The sequence below is a fragment of the Methanococcoides sp. NM1 genome, from assembly GCF_900774285.1.
In the GTDB taxonomy this organism is placed as follows: domain Archaea; phylum Halobacteriota; class Methanosarcinia; order Methanosarcinales; family Methanosarcinaceae; genus Methanococcoides; species Methanococcoides vulcani.
The window spans coordinates 1-19832 of the sequence record NZ_CAAGTW010000002.1 but is presented as its reverse complement, the minus strand read 5'-3'; the positions used below and the strand labels follow the sequence as shown (position 1 = coordinate 19832).

Genomic DNA, 19832 nt, shown 5'->3' with positions numbered 1-19832 from the left:
TCATTGAGCATTGTTGTACATAAGTGGTTATTATGCATTCTGCAATACATGAAATTATCAATTCAACTGAAAATAGGGTCAAAGAACTCTATAAGATCAAGAATAATGAAACCCCACTGGAAAGTTTCACTCCCAATACGCAAAAGATAATCGACTCGATATTATCAAAAAAACAGAAAGGAAAAGCTCCCATCATTTCCGAGGTAAAGCCAGCATCCCCTTCTATGAAAATAAGAGAGATAGATCCGACAGAAGCAAAAAGAATAGCCACAGAAATGGAAAAGGCCGGTGCTGTCGCGATCTCTGTTCTAACTGAACCTGAATTTTTTGAGGGATCCATCGACAACCTGATGGCAGTAAGGGAAGAGGTATCATTGCCTGTTCTGAGAAAGGACTTTATAATTGATAAGGCCCAGTTCGATGAGGTTAAAAGTGACCTGATCCTGCTTATCGCAGGACTTCTAAATGAGAAGCTTGAAGAATTCATTCAGCATGCGCGTTCAAAGGGATTTGAACCCCTGGTAGAGGTACATAACAAGGAGGAACTGCTCAATGCGCTTGATACCTCAGCAAGGATCATTGGAATTAACAACAGGAACCTTACAACAATGCAAGTGGACATTGCAACCACAGAAGAACTTATACCGATCATAAAGGAACACGATCGCATAAGCGATACTGAACATCTCATCATAAGTGAGAGCGGAGTCCATGATGCAGATGATGTGAGAAGGATGATTTCAGCTGGTGCCGATGCGATACTCATTGGAACAACCATCGTGAAAAATGACGATATTTACAACAAAACGAAAGAGCTTGTTGATGCTCTTGAATAAAATACAATTGACAATAAGGAGGAAATGATATGAGTGGACCAAAGTATGGCAAGTATGGAGGACAATTTGTCCCTGAGATACTTATGCCTGCACTTGAGGAGCTTGAGGAAGGATATGAAAGATACAAGAACGATCCCGAATTCCTGAAGGAACTGGATTATTACCTCAAGGACTTTGCCGGGCGTGAGACTCCGTTATATCATGCAAAGAACATGAGCAAGAGGTACGGTGTTAAGATCTACCTGAAAAGAGAGGATCTCGTACATGGTGGTGCGCACAAGCTGAACAATACCATCGGTCAGGCATTGCTTGCAAAATACATGGGAAAAACAAGACTTGTAGCTGAGACCGGTGCAGGCCAGCATGGAACTGCAACGGCCATGGCAGGCACGAACATGGGATTCCAGACCCACGTTTACATGGGAGCAAAAGATACCATCCGGCAGCGAATGAATGTTTATCGCATGGAGCTTATGGGAGCTGAGGTACACCCTGTCGAATCCGGTTCAAAGACGCTCAAAGATGCAATCAATGAAGCTTTACGGGACTGGGTCTCAAATGTAGAGGACACACACTACCTGATAGGTTCTGTAGTGGGACCCCACCCATACCCAATGATGGTCAGGGATTTCCAGAGTGTGATAGGAAAGGAGGTCAAACAGCAGATAATGGAAAAGGAAGGTCGTTACCCCGATTCCATTGTAGCCTGCACAGGGGGCGGCAGTAATGCCATGGGAATCTTCCATTCATTTATTGAGGAAAAGGATGTGAAGCTCGTTGCTGTCGAAGCCGGAGGTAGCGGCATGAAATATACAAAAGGAGCCGCACTGCACTCTGCTTCACTGTCCGTGGGAGAGGAAGGAGTTCTTCAGGGAGCTTGTACACGCATCCTGCAGGACAAGCATGGACAGATCCTGGAATCAAGTTCTGTTTCTGCCGGATTGGACTATTCCGGAGTTGGACCGGAGCTGGCACATCTTTCAGATATCGGCAGACTTACGCCACGTGTGGCAAATGATGATATGGCACTCAAAGCATTCCACGAACTAAGCCTTATGGAAGGCATTATCCCGGCACTGGAATCCTCACACGCGGTTGCTCATGTCATGGAAGCAGCAGAATCAGGAGAGCTTGGTGAACTTGTGGTGATCAACCTTTCAGGAAGAGGAGACAAAGACCTTGAAGCCGTTCGAAAGATCGACAGGGGTGAGTGAAATGAAATTATCTACAAAGTTCAATGAGCTTAGTTCCAGGCATGAAGCTGCGTTACTGGCATATGTTTGCGCAGGTGATCCAAATATTGAGGCAACACCGGCGATCGTTGATGCACTTATAAAAGGCGGTGCGGATATTATCGAGCTGGGATTGCCTTTTTCAGACCCTGTTGCAGACGGACCTACAATACAGGAAGCATCCGAAAGGGCACTGGAAGCTGGAATGGACCCTGACAGGTATTTTGAGCTTGTTGCATCCCTTGATGTTGATGTCCCTCTTGTCTGCATGACATACTATAACCTGATATTCCAGCGGGGTCTTGACAAATTTGTGACCGATTGTGTAAATTTCGGCATTAGCGGACTTATAGTACCAGACCTGCCTGCAGAGGAAAGTGAAGGTCTTGCAAGATCATGTTCTACTAACGGCGTAGACCTGATATTCCTGATAGCACCTGTTACCACAGATGAGAGAATAAAGATGTTACTGGAAAAAAGTTCCGGCTTTGTCTATATTGTATCAAGACTTGGTGTTACAGGAGCACGTTCCGATGTCACAGATGCTACTTCACAGATACTTTCCAGAGTGAATACTGACATACCAAAAGCAGTCGGATTTGGAATCTCGAACGGAGAACAGGCTTCAAAAGTGGTTGCAGCAGGAGCCGATGGCGTCATTGTGGGATCTGCTTTCGTGGACATTATCGCATCCGGAGACAATGTTAACGAACGACTTGAAGAACTTGCACATGATATTAAAAGCGGGTGTAAGGTCGATCGATGAATATCAAATAAATTAAAAAAATAACATAATGTTAAGTAAAACAAAATAATGAAATAAAGAAGGTCCTTGATATCCTCAAAGATCTTTTTTGTTCAATTTATGTTGTTTGTTTGATTTTGCTCATTAAATTTTGTTCATTCGAACAATTGATCCACAAACCATTGCGGATCAAATTTTATCAGATCATCATACCCCTGACCCATTCCAAGGAACAGGATAGGTTTTCCGGTGATATATGCGATGGAGATCGCTGCGCCACCTTTTGAATCTGCATCTGTTTTTGTCAGAATGGACCCATCGATAGGGACAACAGCATTGAACTGCTCTGCACGCTCTACAGCATCATTGCCTGCAACGGCTTCATCAACGAAGATGATAAGGTCAGGAGTGCTTACACGGCAGACCTTTTCAAGCTGAGCCATGAGATTCACATTGGTGTGCATTCGGCCCGCGGTATCAGAAAGAATGACATCCACATTGTTAGCCTTTGCATGCTCTACAGCATCATAGACAACTGCTGCAGGATCGCCGCCTTCCTGATGTTTTATCAGTTTTACACCGATTCGCTCTGCATGGATAGCGATCTGGTCAATGGCTCCTGCCCTGAAAGTGTCACCTGCTGCAATGACAACAGAATATTTCATGTCTTTCAGACGTTTTGCCATCTTGGAGATAGTGGTAGTCTTGCCGGTTCCGTTGACCCCAATGAAAACTATATGAACAGGCTTTTCAGCCTTCTCGATATATTCATCCAGGTCAAAAACATTGGCAGACATCACATTGTAGATCGCAGTCCTTAGCGCCTGTTCCACAAGTTCACCGGTGTTACTTCCGATCTTTTTACGGCTGCCCACAAGTTCTACCTTGACGGCTTCGACAATGGCTTCAGCGACAGTAATCGCAATATCACTTTCAAGCAATGCAATCTCCAATTCCCAGAGGGAATCGCCGATATCATCCTCATCCAGTATGACCTCTCGTTCGAAAACAAGGGCTTTTGCCTTTTGGGCAAAGCCTATCTTCTGCTTGAATGATGGTTTTGCTTCAGGCTGGGCTGCAGGAGTAATTGAAGCTTCAGGAGTGGAAGTTTGTTCCTCCGGAATGACGGACTCTTCGATCGGTTCGGCAACCAATTCTTCAGCTGGCACCTCAACAGATTCTATCACTGGCTCTTCAAGATCAACTGCTTTCTCATCGATCGTCTTTCCGATCGATTGTTTGAAATTACTGAGTTTATCCTTGAGTTTATTGAACACGCAAACTCATCCTTAAAATAATAAAAATAAAAAGAGTATCAGAACTTCATGAACAGGATCACTGCGGACTTCTGTTACCAGCCATAGATTCAATGGACTGGATACGCTGTCCGACCTGAGCAATTGATCCATTCAAGCGTTCAACTACCTTACTTAGCTCTTCTTTGCGCTGATTAAGGAGTTCCTTTGCTTCAGCAGGGGATTTCTCCACGCTTATACCTGCACCAACACTTACAACGACCTTCTCGACGTTAGCGACATTTGCATGTACGAAAGTCCCGCCTCCAAGAGGAAGCATCGTGTTGATACTGCCGGAAACAGCCTCAAGTTCCTCGAGAGTTCCTATAGCACGTGTGCACTCTTCGATGGACATTTGAACCATTCCCATCTGCTGCTGCAGAGATTCTGCCTGATTCTGGAGCTCGCGATGCTGAACTGCGAGATTTCTCACATCCTGCTCACTTACTTCTGACATGTGCCTCACGCCTCTACGACACTATCGATCTTGATCAATGATCTGTTAATACCATGTTTACTGCCGAAAGTGGAATACGTCTTTTCACGAGCGTTCTTCTCGTTCTGGCTCTCAACGGTCTTAGTGAAATTTTCCCAAGAATGACCTGCTTTGAATGTGCCTTTGACAACATAATTCTGCATACGGAATCACCTGTTTTATAATTTTTATTTAACAATAATATGATCAATCAAAGAACAGAGCATCCTCTATCCTACCTAGCTCATGCCCTGTTGTACTGGAACCTGCCACATATCCTTTCGAGTTGGCCAGTAATCCGGAACCTACTGCCTGCGAACCATAATTTGTAGTTCCCACATCCACAGAAAGTCCGAATACTTCCTCAAGATGAGCAAATTCCTCCTGCGTCACCATTGGGTGAACCAGAAGTCCCTTGTTAGTAGCTACGCCAGACATTCCAACCGTACCGAGGCCTGCAATTGTGCCTCTGTGAACATCCACACCAAGAACCCTTGATATAACTTCTATGGATCTGTCACTGATATCCGGATGCACCAGTGCAGCCGTATCATTTGCCAATATCACGTTTCCAGTGGCAGTGAGCCTGTCTGGAAGCACTTCCACAGGGACATCAACATCTCTAAGATCGTTGACACTGGCATCCCTGGATAGTAAAAAACCATTAGAGTTGCCCCTGGAAAGGGAACCTACAACAGTACTGCCATTTACCAGTGTAGAGATAACCCTGACATCAAGCAGTTCTGCAAGCAGATCAATGGCCTTCTTAGTTGTACCAATAGGAACAACTGCCACATCCTCAGTGCATGTGGCAAAAACCCCTAAAACGGGATTGTCGTAAATGTTCACGGTTTTGATCATTATTATCCTTATACTTTTGTTGAATGTTATCCATCATCGAAAGAAGGATCAGGCAAGTTCTGCCTGAACTTCGCCATCTTCGAACTTAGCTGCACGAATGCGTATTGAGGATGGTGGTTTCTGAGAACCTTTCTCCCAAACCTTGTGGTTGATAGATGCATCGATCTTAATCTGTGAAGGTTCTGCCTTCATGTGTCTTATCAGATATTTCCTGATAAGTAAAACTGCTCTGTTGGAACGTTTCCACCTTGGTGCAAGCTTTGCTTGACGAAGTGGTATGGTATAGATCTGTTCCTTTACCGCGTCTTCTGCCATTGTCATCACCTTACTTTACATCTAAACTATTTCTTCTCCAGTGTCTTCTCTTAGGGTGGCTAACAACGTGTCTGTTAGTCTTTATGATAACCCAGGTTGGAACGCGCTGATTCTGGTTGTGCGCCTTTGCCAACCTCATTTTCTGTCCTTTTGTATTGTGGCTCACTTATCTCACCTGTGAATTGATTAATTGTAACGCCAATCTAAAAGATTTGCGTCTATAAATCGATTATCCTATAAATTATTAATCTATGTACGATAGGTTCCTGCCTTCACATAACAAATTGCTTATCAAATTGCTCATCCAAAACATCATCAGACTATCAGACACGCCTGACAACCCTTGATTGAACATGCTCCGGAAATATTTCAAGTACTTTTTCATCACCATATTGCTGCCTTATCAGTTCACGAAGCTCAGTTTCATAGTCTGCTTTTGCAATACTGTCACTTTGACCTTCTTCGATCACCAGATATCGGCTCACCAGTAAATTAACGGCACTTCTACCATACCCATGAAGAGGGCATATGTAACTTACGCCGAACCGGTCCTCTATGCTTCGAACTTCTGCATCGGTCAGTTTTGGAACACGATCATCGCGCCTGACACCATCCGCGATCAAAGAGACATCCTCTTCCTTTGCAAGTGTCTCGATCACGGTCTTGTGTATGTAATTGATAGCGTTTCTTGGATAACCATCATCTATTATGATATCCAAAGCGGATTCCAATATGCCTCTGTCAAGTTCCAGTACCCTGTGGGAATAACCCAGCTCATCTGCGGCAACCTTTGCAACTTCCCCAACCGGAAGGATCGAGAAACTGCAGGTCACAAGTTCGACATCAAAGAAGGGAGCAAGCAATATTGCCGACAATGAACTGTCTTTTCCTCCACTGAACAGTACCTGAGCTTTCATGTTCACATACGTGTGATGGTTGGTTCACGTTTTTTGGGCTGCATCTGTGAAAGAAGTAATTTAAGCTTATCATCATCGATCATTGACTGCAGGCGACCACTTTGAGCGAGCATCACAAGCTGGGATTCAAGCTGTTCAGCCAGTTCCTTGCGTGATAGTCTCAAGCGAGTTAGCCTCTCGCGCGCCTCAGGGGTCATGATCTGACGAAGGACCGCCTGGACCTGAGCATCCCTTTCAGCCTGTGCCTGTTGCTGCTGGTATGCGGCTTGGGCATCATTTTCCATTTGAGGAGCTGCCTGCTGTTGCTGCTGCATTTCAGCAAGTCTCTTTCTTCGGATAGCTTCAATATCGTCCACCATTACTTCATCACGTCCTTTCCGATTTTATTACAAATGGCCCGATAGAACCATTGTATAGCAATTGTATAGCAATTATTATGTATCTGAACAGGATGGGAGATCAACTCCCTTAACACCCATTCAGTACTTTGCAAGTTCTGGAATTGTTTCGACAAGCTCGTTCTTGACCTCAACTGCCATATTGTCAAGCAGTGACTGGCCAGCAGGAGCAATTACCCTTCCGCTCTTCAACTTGCGGACAAAGCCTGCATTTTCGAGCTGCTGAGCTACTTCCCTTGCGACAGAACCGCTTCCTTTTGCTTTCTTGGATGGGTTTGCGCCTCTCCTTTTTTTACCGCCATAGACAGACCTTAATCTCTCCACACCGATAGGACCTTCCATGTAAATGGTCCTCATAATAGCTGCACAGCGAGTGTACCACCATTCATTATCAATAGGTGGCAATTCTTTGTGAACACCTGTCTTAACGTGAGCTGCCCATACGGGAGCATTGATCTGATCGTTCTCTTTTAGTTTCTCTGCCACCTTTGCAATAATATTTGCAGCAGGAACATCATATGCTGTAGTCATCTTATCCTCCTTGGAATGAAATGTATCGATTGGATTTTTATTTGTAGTTGATTTATTCAGTAAACTTGTTACCAGCAAGTATAATTATCTATCATAATGTGTGCATGGAAATAGGGTTGTAATTTATTGATTAGTATATACGTGTTTCGGCAGTTTTCGCATATACTCCTGTACTCATGCATTGTATTATAGATAATGGAGCATTATTTCCCGAAAGTCTGCTCCCTGCCAGGTCCTACGGACACGTATTCAATGGGTACGCCCATCAATTCTTCAAGGCGCTCGACATAGTTGCGGGCAGGTTCGGGAACATCTGCATAGCTTTTGACATCTGTGAGATCGTCAGACCAGCCAGGCATCTCTTCATAAACAGGTTTGCACCTGTCAAGATCGGAAGCATCAATAGGCGGATAATCCAGCCTTTCCCCATCAAGCTCATAGGCAACACATATTTTATTAATTTCGAGGCCGGTCAGCACATCTAGTTTTGTCAATGCGACACTTGTGTAGCCGTTCAGGAAAATTGCCTTCTTCAAAAGCGGGAGATCGAACCAGCCACATCTGCGGGACCTTCCGGTAGTAGTACCGAACTCATGACCCACATCATGTAAATGTTTGCCGGCCCCATCATCAAGCTCTGTTGGAAGCGGGCCTTCTCCGACCCTTGTAATATAAGCTTTAACAATACCCAGAACCTCATCCACCTTAGTAGGACCAACACCAAGATTTGCACATGCTGAACCTGCAATTGTGCTTGAAGAGGTCACAAACTTCTGTGTACCGTGGATAACATCAAGATGAGTGCCCTGTGCACCCTCAGCCATCACGTTCTTGCCATCTTCAATACCTTTGTTCACTTCATAGGACACATCGGTAACATAAGGAGCCAACCTCTGACCAAGCTTCACGTACTTATCAATAAGTTCCTTATCGGTGACAATTGAAGGATCCCCGCCAAGTTCCCTGATAGCTGCCTCTTTAGAAGGAGCCATCTCCGAAAGTCTGCTCAGGAGCTTCTCGGAATCGACCAGGTCGCCCATGCGGATCTCATCCCTTGCGATCTTGTCCATATAAGCAAAAGCAATACCCCTCTTAGTAGTGCCGATCTTCTCCTTACGGGAAGATTCACGAAGACCGTCCTGCTCAATATGATATGGCATAATGATACTGGTCTTAGCATCGATACCAAGCTTATCGGAATGGATATCAACACCGCCCTTTCCAAGCATATCGATCTCCTCTGCCAGAACCTCAGGGTTCAGGACAGTACCCGGACCTATCAGCACCCTTGAATCAAGTAAAAACCCGGAAGGTATCAAATGTAACTTATAGACATCCTCGCCAACTGTTACCGTATGACCGGCGTTGTCGCCACCCTGGAACCTGACGACAAGATCGTAGTCTTTTGAAAGCAGATCAACGATCTTTCCTTTTCCTTCATCACCAAACTGTGATCCTGTCAGAATAGTAAACATAGAGGGGGAAATTGCAGTTTATACATATAAAGCATTTGGCAACATTAGAGATGTTGAGATAATAACTCTACTTTTGCCGCTGAAATAATAATTGACACAGAGGATGGAAACTATGTTAAATCACTCATTGCAACTGAATACAAGTGTAAGTTAAAGGCAAATTGTCTATCAGATGAAAAACTGCCACCAACAAATAAACTATCAATTTCAAAGAATAATTCCAAAATGCTATATGTTACAAACCATAAACATTATCAATGTATTACTGACATATAAGATACCGGGGAGTTCATATTGAATAATATAAATTTAAAAATACATTCTTCTGCCAAGATATATGGATCAAGCACTATAGGAGATAATTCAGTAGTACTTGAAAACGTTATACTTGGATATCCGGAACATAAGATCCTCTCCCGAATAGTAGAGGGTGATGCCCCCATCGAAGATTCTGATTTTCAGGGATGTGAAATTGGCCCCAACTCATTCATAAGACCGAATACAACGATCTTCAATAATGTCAGGACAGGTAGCAACTTCAAGACAGGACACAACTGTATGATACGTGAGAACACCACTATTGGAAATAATGTCCTGATAGGAACCAACGTGATCATCGATGGAGATGTAACTATTGGCAATAATGTCAGCATCCAGGGGAACGTCTATATTCCAACCCATGTGACGATAGAGGATAATGTTTTCATCGGACCTTGCGCAGTACTTGCAAATGATAAATATCCAATTCGTAAAGAATACAAACCGGAAGGCCCTCTGATTCGAAAAGGAGCATCTATAGGTGCAAATGCAACCATACTCCCGGGAGTTGAGATCGGAGAAGGTGCATTTATAGCAGGTGGGGCGCTGGTGACAAGGGAAGTCCCCCCATGGAAACTTGCGATAGGTTGCCCTGCAAAGATAGAAGAACTTCCAGAAGAACTGAGATCACTAAACAGGATCTGATCTGATCTGAACTTATCAGGAAAATTCCAAAAATACAAGAGGATACTATGATTCCAATAGCAAAACCCAATCTTGGACATGAAGAAATAGATGCAGTATCTGAGGTGCTGGCTTCAGGAATCATCGCAGAAGGAAAATGTGTTGTAGAGTTTGAAAGTGCTTTTGCAGAATATATCGGAACAGAGCATGCGATCGCAGTGAACTCCGGAACAGCTGCCCTTCATGCCGCACTGCTGGCACATGGGATAGGTAAAGGCGATGAGGTCATCACAACGTCCTTTAGCTTCATAGCAACTGCTAACAGTATCATATATACCGGTGCAAGGCCGGAATTCGTGGATATTGAGCCTGAAACGTTCAATATCAACACTGATATAATAGAGGATAGTATAACCAAAGATACAAAGGCACTGATGCCGGTACACCTCTACGGCCATCCGGCAGAAATGAAGCAGATAAATGAAATTGCAGAAGATCACGATCTGGCCATTATTGAAGATTCATGTCAGGCCCATGGTGCAACTTACCACGGTAAGAAAGTCGGTTCCTTCGGAACGGGAGCGTTCAGTTTCTACCCCACAAAGAACATGACCACCGGAGAAGGTGGAATTATAACCACCAATGACAGTGAAATTGCCAGAAAAGCCAGGATGATACGTGCACATGGTTCACAGGAACGTTACATTCATGAAATGATAGGGTACAATTTCAGAATGACAGATATTGCAGCTGCAATTGGTCTGGCTCAGCTCAAAAAGGTCGATGAATTCAACCTTAAACGCCGGAAGAATGCACAGCTCCTTTCAGAAGGACTAAAAGATGTAAGTGGAGTTACCATTCCAACTATCAGGGAAGGATGTGAGCACATGTTCCACCAATACACCATAAGGGCGGAAAAACGCGATGTTCTGATCACAAAGCTGAATGAGAATGGCATCGGTACAGGCGTCTATTACCCGATACCAATACATATGCAACCGACATATATTGAAGCAGAATACAACTACAATCTGCCAGTATGTGAAAAAGCAGCAAAGGAAGTCATCTCACTTCCGGTACACCCGGGTGTTTCAGAGAAAGATGTTAAACATATAATCAAAACTGTAATAGAGGGGGGTAAGTAAAATGACACGTGTAGGAGTTATAGGTGTTGGTGCTATGGGGCAGCACCATGTCAGGATCTACAAAGAAATGGAAGGAGTGGAACTTGTAGGAATATCCGATGTTGACAGGGACAGGGTCGAAGAACTGGCAGCAAAATATGATGTTAAAGCTTATACTGATTATGAAGAGCTCTTAAAAGAGAATCTTGATGCAGTAAGTATTGTTGTCCCAACTACACTCCACAAAAAGGTCTCATTGGATGCTATAAATTCAAATGCGAATGTACTTGTAGAAAAGCCCATTGCAGATACACTTGAAAATGCCGACATAATGATAGAAGCCGCCGAAAAGGCAGGAGTTATCCTTATGGTAGGACAGATCGAGAGATTCAACCCTGCAACAACAAAAATGAAAGAAATAATAGATAGCGGACTCCTTGGAAAGATAGTATCTATTTCCACAAAGAGAGTTGGCCCTTACAACCCGAGGATAAGAGATGTGGGGATTATCCTCGACCTTGGAGTACATGACATCGATGCTATATCATATATGTACGGTAGCAATGTCACAGAAGTCTACGCTATTGCCGGCAAGGACATTCATTCAAAGGAAGACCATGCATCTATAATGCTCAGATTTGATGATGAACAGGCAGGTGTTGTTAACATTAACTGGCTAACCCCACACAAAGTGAGAAAAATGGAAGTTATTGGCGTACATGGGGTCGGATACCTGGACTACATCGATCAAACAGTTACAATACATGATGCTAAATGGATAAGAAATGCAAAGGTTGAGAAAGCTGAACCACTGCAAAAGGAACTCGAACATTTCATAAACTGCATAGAGAAAGGAGATACACCCCTCGAATCAGGCATTGACGGAAAACATGCATTAAAAGTTGCACTCTCAGCCATAGGATCCTACAATCGGGATGGCATAATAAGGATTGACTGAATTGATCTAACCTTACTTTAAATTTTTAGGATCTTTACCTTTTTTACGAAGTAGAAAGCTCTTGAGGATGATGATCCAGAATATAATTTGGGCAAGGGTTACACCTACACTATCTGCTACAAGGTCGGCTTCACTTGGAGTTCTGCCTGGAACGTACATCTGGTGAATCTCATCCGTGATCCCATAGGCAATGCCCAGAAGAATCGCAAATAATGGTGCATATTTTTTAAGGGTATTGTTTCCGGAATTACGGAATGTTATATGTAAAAGAATCCCTAATCCTAAATACAGGAACATATGTGCAATCTTATCAAAATTACCATAAGAGTAGCGTACAATGTCCATTAAAAGAGGAACACCGATTACTTTGGAGATAATACTGTTGTTCTTTGCATAATCAATGGACCATTCAAATAAAAAACTTTCATTTGGCACGTTGATAGCAGATTGTGATGAAAGATAAAAAATAAAGCCTCCATAAAGTATAGAAAGTGCAATGAAAATATGGAATCTTCTAATACGATAGCTGTCATTATTCTTTGGGTCTTTTAGAGGCACAATCAAATATGAATCTGTGTTTTCTTTGACCATTCCCGCCACCCCGACTCACAAAGATATGCTTTTCATCATCTAATATTTAGAAGATGAAACAAAAAACTTACACTATAATTTAACTTCAGAGTACATATATAACTTGTGATGACAACTTTATATAAATCGATATCAATGTAGTATATACGGAAATTGTGGAATGGGAAGCAGAACACAATATAGTTTAACAGAGCAGAATATAGCTTAGCGCCAGTAGTTAGACATTGAATTAAAGTAAAAGGTACAAAGATGGTAGATATTACATCTCCTTCAATGATATATAATCTGGCAATAGCAAGTAATTTCCTTCTACCTTTGGTGCTAACTGTCATCTCAATGCCTTATTTCATAAAAAAGTTCACTAAAAGCGGTATTCTTGCACGAGACTATTATAAGAAAGGGCATGTGAAGATCCCTGAGCGTGGTGGCATAGTCATTCTGCTTCTAGCAATGTTATCAATATCCTTTAACAGCTTGTTCTTCAACTTCGAACCTGCCAATTACATTGCCCTTATTGTCGTTTGTCTTTTTGGGCTATTTGGAATACTCGATGATATGATCGATATCGGACGATTATCTAAACTTCTTATTATGTATTATTGTTCTTATCCGCTTATCCAATGTGCCACAAACACAGCACTTGTGATCCCAGCTATTGGTAGTCTTGAGCTAGGAATACTTTATTTGCAGTTCATTATACCAACCTATGTCCTTGTAGCTTCGAACCTTGTTAATATGCATTCCGGATATAACGGTCTGGCATCCGGTCTCTCGATAATAATCCTGATATCACTGATACTAAAATCTATAATGATTGGAGATGTAAACAACATCCTTTCAATAATTGCAATAACAGGAGCACTTGTGGGATACTACATTTATGACCGATATCCATCGAAAATATTCTGGGGAAATGTGGGTTCACTTACAATAGGAGCAACAATTGGTACTCTGATAGTCATACAGGGATTCATTATAAGCGGATTCATCATGCTAATCCCACATACTGTGAACTTCCTGCTTTACGTTTACTGGAAAGTCAAGAAATTCCCGGTAGCTAAATTTGGAGGAAATAGAGGCGACGGAATAATCGAAGTTCCGAATCCTTACACATTGAAATGGATACTTCCCTACTACTATAACGTTACTGAGAAGCAGGCAACATATGCAATGTATCTTTTAACAGGCTTCTTCTGTTTTATTGCACTCCTTATTCCGGGAAGGATCTAAAATTAAAAAATGCATTGACAGAGTTCATTTACCCCTGCCACGCTTTACAGTCAGAACCATGAATACAATGAAAAGCACTAAGATCAAATTCTGATCCAGAGTTTCGTCTTCATTATCATCGGAAGTTGAATCCTCTGAAGAACTATCATCCAGAATTTGTGCCCCATTCCCGGAAGGATCATGATTCAATGCCATTGTGGGATCAGAATCTGCAGTTATTGCAAATGGTGAAAACCCTGGTGTTGAAGATTCAAAATAAACATAACCATCTTTTTCACCCATGACCATGGTTTGAAGAGCATCCCATTTACCATCAGAATGTCTGTTTAGCCTGATAGCAGAAGCATTAATATCATTTCTTTCCATCCATGAACTTTCAACCCTGAAGCCAATTGTCATGGCTTCAATATTTGCAGGAGTTGCAAAACCATATTTTCCAACCCATATGTTCATATTCCTGTAAACAAGCCCCTCGGGATCATCTTGAACAAGAGCAGACCTGTTCTTCAAAACTTCAACAGTTGTGGTTATAGAACCTGAATTTTTGAGAGGTGTGAAGTTTACGTTCACAATCGGATTCTCACGAGAACTGAAAGTATAGGACACATCCATTCCCTTGTTAACCGTCCTTGCAGCAACATCTTTGAATTCAATATTCCCAAATTGCTCGCCTGAATCGCCGGCACCTCCACTGCTTCCTGAACCAGTACTATCGGTACCCCCTCCGGATGAAGACGTGTCCGATATGCTCACTACAGCATTTTCAATCGATATTGGAACTGCTGTTCCGCTGGAATTACTTACCACGACATTGGCCATTTGTAAATTGGATTGACCAGAACTGGTTGTTTTAAAAACAATAGTTGCAAGTATGCCGGGACTTGTGACCTCATCTTTTCCAAAAAGAACAGTATATGCATATATGATGGTCCCAGCTGTATTGTCAACAGTACCTTCACTGAAAAGAGTAGTAGCAGTGTTGCTAAACAAGTCTCCCTCTGATACACTTTTCACATCAAGTACAGAACCATCAAAATACAGGTCGAACTGTGCCCCTGATATAGGCATGTCTGGCTCGATGTAGACATCAACAACAATTTCCGAACCCAATTCCACAGATTGGTTATCAGGAGAGAGACTCACAACCGTCTCTGCAGAGACCGGACTTATAAGAGCAAATGCTGATAGTAACAACAGAAAGACCACAAAAAGACGTACGGGTAAATTTGAATCCGGAGTTTTTAGAAGACTATTCGTAAAACTATCTGGAATTAAATGTTTATTGATCATATTGAGCACCACTTATAAGGAAAAGTTAGTCCCCCCTAACATATCTATCTTTTGAATGGAATCATTAGAAGAGAACTTTGAGTTTGGGTGGGGGAATATGTTGGTGGTACAATAGTTTATGTCGTTGTGTTCAGGAATGGTCTCAATGTTCTCTCCTAAGGACAAAATATAGTATAATTGCTTAATAGATAAACCTTTCCATAAATAGACAGGTTTTTTAGAAAACATGCAATCGCCCCAATAAATAAAATATGAATGCTAGAAAATATAATAATAGTTTTAGTAAAAAAATAAAACAAATCAGTTTTTTGCTGGGAAAAACTGCTTGCATATCGAATCCGGCAGTACTTTCCTGCCAACCTTCCCTTTCTTCCTGCATGTGCCTGCTGAGAAATAACGACATGCATTACAGCAGTAGAACCGCTGTTCCAGTTTGTCCCGGATAACCTTTTCGTGAAGATCTGTCTCACCCAATCCACGATGATACTTGTAATCATTCCAGTCAGCATAATATATCTGACTGGTAAGTGTCGAAACTGCTGGAGGATCCCATTCATCATAAACTGCTCCGATCTCCAGAGTATTCGAAGTGATCTTTGGAACAGATTCCTTTGAACCACTGCTTAGAAGATCAACGATCTCTTCTTTTAATTCAAGGAAGATCTCATCATCAGGCTTTATTGCCAGTGCCCTGTTTATGTATGTTTTTGCGCCTTCAAGGTTACCAAGGCTTTTCAGGCAAAGTGAAATATTATAGTATACGGGATACGGTCTTGCCACAACACCTATGCTCAGGATCTTCTCATAAATATCTACAGCTTCTCTGAATTTGCGTTGCTGCTGTAAAAGAAGAGCCATATTGTTCAATGCGTGGACATTTTTAGGCTGCAGCTGTAAAGCCATCTTGAAATAATGTTCTTTCCTTTCAACATCCTTTTCAGATCTGCCGGAGGCAATGTACCTCTCAACGGTCTTACTTACATCATCTTTTGCCATAGAATATCCTCATATTCCTCTTTTTCTCTGTACATACCAGCCCACAACAGGTGGAACCCAGCATAGATTTGCCACAATGGTCTCAAGGGCAGTAAAGGTTTGGGTCGTTGGGCTGAAGCCATATATGCGTAAAAGTAAAAGACCGAAAGGCACGGTCACAATTATTGCCAGGCTTGCGACCATCACAGGATGACGTACATACTTATTGACAACTCCAACCCAGGTACCTTCTTTTCTCTTCAGGAAAAGCATCCCGGAAATGTTTGCTCCTATCTGGTCACTAAGTGCATAGAAGTAAGGAATATAGAAACCCTCAACGCCATATACGTTAACACCTGCAAGGCGACTGGCAATATCGATTATCCAGGGAACTGCTAAGCCAAAAAGCTTGCCCCAACCGTAGGCTTCCGCCATTGTACTCGCGCCACCAAGAAAACGTTGGCGAATTGAATAGATACCTTCCAGTATGCTTTCACCTTCTCCTGACAGAGTCCTGACCAGCCATTGACCCACAGGACTTCTCTGGTAGCCCTGCATATCAAGAAAAATACCTGCAATAAGACCCAGGGCATATCCAGGAATACCTTGCTACACAGCTCGAGCGTATCGAAGGATTTCACCAGATGGGTGTCAAGCCGACAGAACATACACTTGTGGCATTTGAATCCCTGCCGCTCTTTGAGGCTGCTGCCAAGACCAAGAAACGAGGTTATTTTCTGTACCACGAACTGAAGAAACGAAAGATAATCGGAATACAGCCTGGTATGAGCAAGAGCTTCAAATTAAATACATTCGGACTCAGCAGAGATCAGGTAGAATATGTCGCTAAAGCTTTCATTGAGATAGCAAAGAAATATGATATACCGGTGGAGGATGAAGCATGAAATATACGGAACTGACAAAACAGTTCAGGCAATTTTTCGAGTTGCCACTTACACCGGTTGCTGTAAAATTCAACAGCGATGATGATCCTAATATCCCGCATCCTATGCGTTATTGTGAGATAGTCAGAAAAGCTGCAGCGTTTGGTACGTCCTATACCTGTTCGGCTGACGATATGTCCTGTGCAAGCGCAGAACTTGCACTCGGGTTCACCGAACCTGCTTACGGGGATGTGTATCCAAGGGTGAAACCCGCGGATACCAGAACAATGACCGTTACACCACTTGACAAATGTGAATTCGAACCTGATGTGGTGGTGGTTGTCGGAACCGCCAGCAAGCTCATGCGTGTGGCAGCAACGTTGTCTAAAGTGAAAGGAGATATGGTAAATGCCAAATTCAAAGGGGAATTCGCGGTCTGTGGAGAATGTACTACCATTCCAATAATGGAAAACAAGGTGAACCTCTCACTTTTGTGTGCCGGAGCACGTATGTTCAGCGATTACAGGAACGATGAAATAGTATTCGGATTCCCTATGGAGGCCTTTGTTGAGCTCACAGAATCATTGAAGGAAGAGAGTATCACAAAAGCGCTTTGTGGCTGTCTTATGGACGACCTGCCGGCACGGTTGGTGGATGCTATCCTCGCACTCGGTTTCACGAAAGGTACGGATCATTTCATCGGACGTTTCGGGAATGAGATAGTGAGGCTATACATTCCAAAGGATGAAAGCGGAAAGAGCTCATCAGTAACCCTGCATGTCCCTGTTAAATTTAAAGATACGGATGCAGCAAAGGTTTCAGAAGATGTGGCATCCTGCCTGTTCGAAGACCCGATGAACTATCGTCTCAGGGATAACTGGGTTGATGTAATACTACTGATCGACCTCCACGAACCCATCAGACGTGCAGCCATGAAACCTGAAAAGTTCAACGCACTTGTCAACAATGGAATAGAGGTAATGCTGGATCGTGTTGCTAAATTCAAGCTCAAGACGATACAGTGAATCTTTAGTAAAAGTGATTACCCTATAATCTATAGGGGATCTACTTTTGTCTATTTTTAAATGAAAAAGATGATGAAAAAAGAGACTTGACCGAGAGATCAGGCTTTTTTAATATGGACTTTCCAGATGTTATTTTCTTCTTTGTCGATACCAAGAATGGTATGACCTTCATTCTTCACACTTTTAGGAACATTTGATATCGCAGATGCATAATCAAAGATAACTGTGAGATGTTCACCACTTTCCAGCTCCTCTAATTGCAATTTTGTTTTTACGAAAGTAAAGGGACAAATCTCCCCCCTGAGATCTAATTCGATCGAATCTTCAGTCATATTTTCACCTTTGGTCTTTAATATTGGAATGAAAATAGCTCTACCTGTAAAGATATAAGAGCTAAGATACAGGCAAATAAAGACGTATTCTTCATCAATCCAATGTAAGACTAGCAACACAAAACATTCTGCATATTTTATTCAATTGATGTGTTTTGCCGACACATTTATATAGTAGAGAATTGTATTCACAATTGTGACTTCACGATAGTGAAGTTGTGACGTGCCATATCAAACTATGGATACGACTAAGATTTAACCTATACAAAGGAGTAATGAAAATGAGGGATCGCTTTTGTTGACAATCACGAGAAAAACGTACAGATAAAGAAAAGCATCGAAGAGCCAAAGGACAAACACCTGAGAAAGACAATTGAAGGGTTGCCACCTTCTGCAAAACTTGTCTACAAGGTACTTGAATACGGTGGTCTTCTTACACAGAAAGAAATCGCCGAACAAAGTTATCTCCCTCCCCGTACCATCCGATATGCATTGGGCAGACTGAAGAATGAGGATTTCCTGCAGGAAAGATTCTACTTCAAAGACGCAAGACAAAGCTTGTATGGTCTGAAAGATATGACCAAACACCAGGTAACAGGAGAAACAGCTTCACCGGCTGAATTTGATTTTGCCAATGTATATACTGTCCCTAAGGAGTACGAAGTATTGGCAACATAAATTTAATTCTGTGAAAAACGGATCAACTCAACAACCTAAAAACCGAGTATCTCAAAAATATGATTGGTAAAAAGGTGTTACAACCAATGGCGGACTCATTGTGAGAACAATGAGTTCAACAGTTATTTTAAGCTATTTTCTATTTCATTTCCCAAAAATATCGTTTGTAAGTCGATAATGGAAATCAATTCTCAGAAGAATCCATCTTCAGCTTAAATACTTTGAAAAGTATTGAAATTACAGTCAGACTATTAACGATGAATTGGAATATTGTATTTTGTATTCAGATCTACAATTTATCAGATTTTTTTAATTACCTCTATTCTCCACTGGTTTAATAATAAGTCAGAAGATGTAGCGCCAGGTAAATTCGGGATTTTGACCAAAGCGCAGCTTGTAGAAATCAGTTAAACGAAACAGACGTTAGTAAGATCCATATAGCAATTCGAATCTATAAAATGAGATCATGAATAGAAACATATCAGAACAGCAAAGTGAAAACTAGTAAGTTAAGATCAGTTAAAGAAAAAGGGTAATAGAGTGAGCACAGCAGCGACGCAGATTTCCCGAGGACTCTCGTACCTCAGTACAGTAAGCAACGTGGGCAGGCTTATCTTCTGTGTTCGGAATGGGAACAGGAGTTGCCCTGCCGCTATGGCCGCCGTACTCTAACTCATATTAATGGATGAAAGCCAAGGTCCGGATTCGAACCGGAATGGAATC

At 42.3% G+C, this 19832-nt stretch carries 25 protein-coding genes and 1 rRNA gene; 10 read left to right on the top strand and 16 right to left on the bottom strand.

The annotated features are described in order from the left end of the window. Nucleotides 1-32: 32 nt before the first annotated feature. From E7X56_RS02025 to trpA, 3 genes are read left to right on the top strand one after another with little or no spacing between them, the layout of a single operon-like run. On the top strand, nucleotides 33-836 hold the full coding sequence (locus E7X56_RS02025; protein WP_135604389.1) for an indole-3-glycerol-phosphate synthase: 804 nt from the start codon (nucleotides 33-35) through the stop codon (nucleotides 834-836). A 29-nt stretch (nucleotides 837-865) separates the two neighbouring features. Beyond that, nucleotides 866-2050 carry a tryptophan synthase subunit beta gene (trpB, locus tag E7X56_RS02020; protein WP_135604387.1) on the top strand — a complete coding sequence of 395 codons (1185 nt, stop codon included), beginning with the start codon at nucleotides 866-868 and terminating at the stop codon, nucleotides 2048-2050. Nucleotide 2051: 1 nt separating this feature from the next. After that, nucleotides 2052-2834 carry a tryptophan synthase subunit alpha gene (gene trpA / locus E7X56_RS02015; protein ID WP_135604385.1) on the top strand — a complete coding sequence of 261 codons (783 nt, stop codon included), beginning with the start codon at nucleotides 2052-2054 and terminating at the stop codon, nucleotides 2832-2834. Between the two features lie 134 nt (nucleotides 2835-2968). On the opposite strand, the gene ftsY is transcribed toward trpA, so the two are convergent. The 10 genes from ftsY to E7X56_RS01965 all read right to left on the bottom strand — a co-directional run bounded on the left by ftsY (nucleotide 2969) and on the right by E7X56_RS01965 (nucleotide 9080). After that, entirely contained in the window at nucleotides 2969-4090 is a 1122-nt protein-coding gene (gene ftsY, locus E7X56_RS02010; protein WP_135604383.1) for a signal recognition particle-docking protein FtsY, read from the bottom strand. Between the two features lie 58 nt (nucleotides 4091-4148). Next, nucleotides 4149-4565, bottom strand: a complete 417-nt coding sequence (pfdA, locus tag E7X56_RS02005; RefSeq protein ID WP_135604381.1) for a prefoldin subunit alpha — start codon at nucleotides 4563-4565, stop codon at nucleotides 4149-4151. Between the two features lie 5 nt (nucleotides 4566-4570). Continuing rightward, the gene (rpl18a, locus tag E7X56_RS02000) at nucleotides 4571-4747 is read right to left on the bottom strand and encodes a 50S ribosomal protein L18Ae (RefSeq protein ID WP_135604379.1); all 177 of its coding nucleotides are present in this window, start codon (nucleotides 4745-4747) and stop codon (nucleotides 4571-4573) included. A 43-nt stretch (nucleotides 4748-4790) separates the two neighbouring features. Further along, on the bottom strand, nucleotides 4791-5444 hold the full coding sequence (locus E7X56_RS01995; protein WP_135604377.1) for a translation initiation factor IF-6: 654 nt from the start codon (nucleotides 5442-5444) through the stop codon (nucleotides 4791-4793). A 48-nt stretch (nucleotides 5445-5492) separates the two neighbouring features. Next, nucleotides 5493-5759, bottom strand: coding sequence for a 50S ribosomal protein L31e (locus tag E7X56_RS01990; RefSeq protein WP_135604375.1), 267 nt, complete (start codon nucleotides 5757-5759; stop codon nucleotides 5493-5495). Nucleotides 5760-5769: 10 nt separating this feature from the next. Further along, nucleotides 5770-5925 carry a 50S ribosomal protein L39e gene (locus E7X56_RS01985; RefSeq protein WP_135604373.1) on the bottom strand — a complete coding sequence of 52 codons (156 nt, stop codon included), beginning with the start codon at nucleotides 5923-5925 and terminating at the stop codon, nucleotides 5770-5772. Nucleotides 5926-6082: 157 nt separating this feature from the next. Then, nucleotides 6083-6676, bottom strand: coding sequence for an alpha hydrolase (locus E7X56_RS01980; protein WP_135604371.1), 594 nt, complete (start codon nucleotides 6674-6676; stop codon nucleotides 6083-6085). A gap of 2 nt (nucleotides 6677-6678) precedes the next feature. Then, a complete protein-coding gene (locus tag E7X56_RS01975; RefSeq protein WP_135604369.1) occupies nucleotides 6679-7035 on the bottom strand; it encodes a DNA-binding protein in 357 nt (118 codons plus the stop codon). A 120-nt stretch (nucleotides 7036-7155) separates the two neighbouring features. After that, nucleotides 7156-7605, bottom strand: a complete 450-nt coding sequence (locus tag E7X56_RS01970) for a 30S ribosomal protein S19e (RefSeq protein ID WP_091689960.1) — start codon at nucleotides 7603-7605, stop codon at nucleotides 7156-7158. Between the two features lie 203 nt (nucleotides 7606-7808). Continuing rightward, the gene (locus tag E7X56_RS01965) at nucleotides 7809-9080 is read right to left on the bottom strand and encodes an adenylosuccinate synthase (RefSeq protein ID WP_135604367.1); all 1272 of its coding nucleotides are present in this window, start codon (nucleotides 9078-9080) and stop codon (nucleotides 7809-7811) included. Between the two features lie 294 nt (nucleotides 9081-9374). Here E7X56_RS01965 and E7X56_RS01960 point away from each other — a divergent pair, with 294 nt between their 5' ends. The 3 genes from E7X56_RS01960 to E7X56_RS01950 are packed head-to-tail and all read left to right on the top strand — an operon-like array spanning nucleotide 9375 to nucleotide 12104. Beyond that, nucleotides 9375-10043 (top strand): acyltransferase, encoded by a 669-nt coding sequence (locus E7X56_RS01960; RefSeq protein ID WP_135604365.1) that lies wholly within the window; start codon nucleotides 9375-9377, stop codon nucleotides 10041-10043. Between the two features lie 47 nt (nucleotides 10044-10090). Continuing rightward, on the top strand, nucleotides 10091-11167 hold the full coding sequence (locus tag E7X56_RS01955) for a DegT/DnrJ/EryC1/StrS aminotransferase family protein (protein ID WP_135604363.1): 1077 nt from the start codon (nucleotides 10091-10093) through the stop codon (nucleotides 11165-11167). Nucleotide 11168: 1 nt separating this feature from the next. Continuing rightward, entirely contained in the window at nucleotides 11169-12104 is a 936-nt protein-coding gene (locus E7X56_RS01950; protein ID WP_135604361.1) for a UDP-N-acetylglucosamine 3-dehydrogenase, read from the top strand. Nucleotides 12105-12116: 12 nt separating this feature from the next. On the opposite strand, the gene E7X56_RS01945 is transcribed toward E7X56_RS01950, so the two are convergent. Then, complete coding sequence (locus E7X56_RS01945; protein WP_135604359.1) at nucleotides 12117-12695, bottom strand: VanZ family protein; 579 nt, start codon at nucleotides 12693-12695, stop codon at nucleotides 12117-12119. Nucleotides 12696-12944: 249 nt separating this feature from the next. On the opposite strand from E7X56_RS01945, the gene E7X56_RS01940 reads away from it, so the two are divergent. Continuing rightward, on the top strand, nucleotides 12945-13925 hold the full coding sequence (locus E7X56_RS01940) for a glycosyltransferase 4 family protein (RefSeq protein ID WP_135604357.1): 981 nt from the start codon (nucleotides 12945-12947) through the stop codon (nucleotides 13923-13925). Nucleotides 13926-13949: 24 nt separating this feature from the next. On the opposite strand, the gene E7X56_RS01935 is transcribed toward E7X56_RS01940, so the two are convergent. The 3 genes from E7X56_RS01935 to E7X56_RS01925 form a co-directional block, all read right to left on the bottom strand. Beyond that, nucleotides 13950-15215: a PGF-pre-PGF domain-containing protein gene (locus tag E7X56_RS01935; RefSeq protein WP_135604355.1), complete on the bottom strand. Its 1266-nt coding sequence runs from the start codon at nucleotides 15213-15215 to the stop codon at nucleotides 13950-13952. A gap of 300 nt (nucleotides 15216-15515) precedes the next feature. Next, nucleotides 15516-16211 (bottom strand): tetratricopeptide repeat protein, encoded by a 696-nt coding sequence (locus E7X56_RS01930; protein ID WP_135604353.1) that lies wholly within the window; start codon nucleotides 16209-16211, stop codon nucleotides 15516-15518. 9 nt (nucleotides 16212-16220) lie between these two features. Beyond that, nucleotides 16221-16748, bottom strand: coding sequence for a hypothetical protein (locus E7X56_RS01925; protein ID WP_244603367.1), 528 nt, complete (start codon nucleotides 16746-16748; stop codon nucleotides 16221-16223). 86 nt (nucleotides 16749-16834) lie between these two features. On the opposite strand from E7X56_RS01925, the gene E7X56_RS01920 reads away from it, so the two are divergent. Both E7X56_RS01920 and E7X56_RS01915 read left to right on the top strand, forming a co-directional pair. Beyond that, on the top strand, nucleotides 16835-17095 hold the full coding sequence (locus E7X56_RS01920; protein WP_210409224.1) for a hypothetical protein: 261 nt from the start codon (nucleotides 16835-16837) through the stop codon (nucleotides 17093-17095). Further along, complete coding sequence (locus E7X56_RS01915; RefSeq protein WP_135604349.1) at nucleotides 17092-18099, top strand: DUF169 domain-containing protein; 1008 nt, start codon at nucleotides 17092-17094, stop codon at nucleotides 18097-18099. The genes E7X56_RS01920 and E7X56_RS01915 overlap by 4 nt, the downstream gene beginning before the upstream one ends. Before the next feature lie 98 nt (nucleotides 18100-18197). On the opposite strand, the gene E7X56_RS01910 is transcribed toward E7X56_RS01915, so the two are convergent. Then, nucleotides 18198-18431: a sulfurtransferase TusA family protein gene (locus E7X56_RS01910; RefSeq protein ID WP_091690142.1), complete on the bottom strand. Its 234-nt coding sequence runs from the start codon at nucleotides 18429-18431 to the stop codon at nucleotides 18198-18200. 381 nt (nucleotides 18432-18812) lie between these two features. Here E7X56_RS01910 and E7X56_RS01905 point away from each other — a divergent pair, with 381 nt between their 5' ends. Further along, a complete protein-coding gene (locus tag E7X56_RS01905; RefSeq protein ID WP_135604347.1) occupies nucleotides 18813-19109 on the top strand; it encodes a winged helix-turn-helix domain-containing protein in 297 nt (98 codons plus the stop codon). A gap of 544 nt (nucleotides 19110-19653) precedes the next feature. On the opposite strand, the gene rrf is transcribed toward E7X56_RS01905, so the two are convergent. Continuing rightward, nucleotides 19654-19775 (bottom strand): 5S ribosomal RNA (gene rrf / locus E7X56_RS01900). Nucleotides 19776-19832 lie beyond the last annotated feature (57 nt).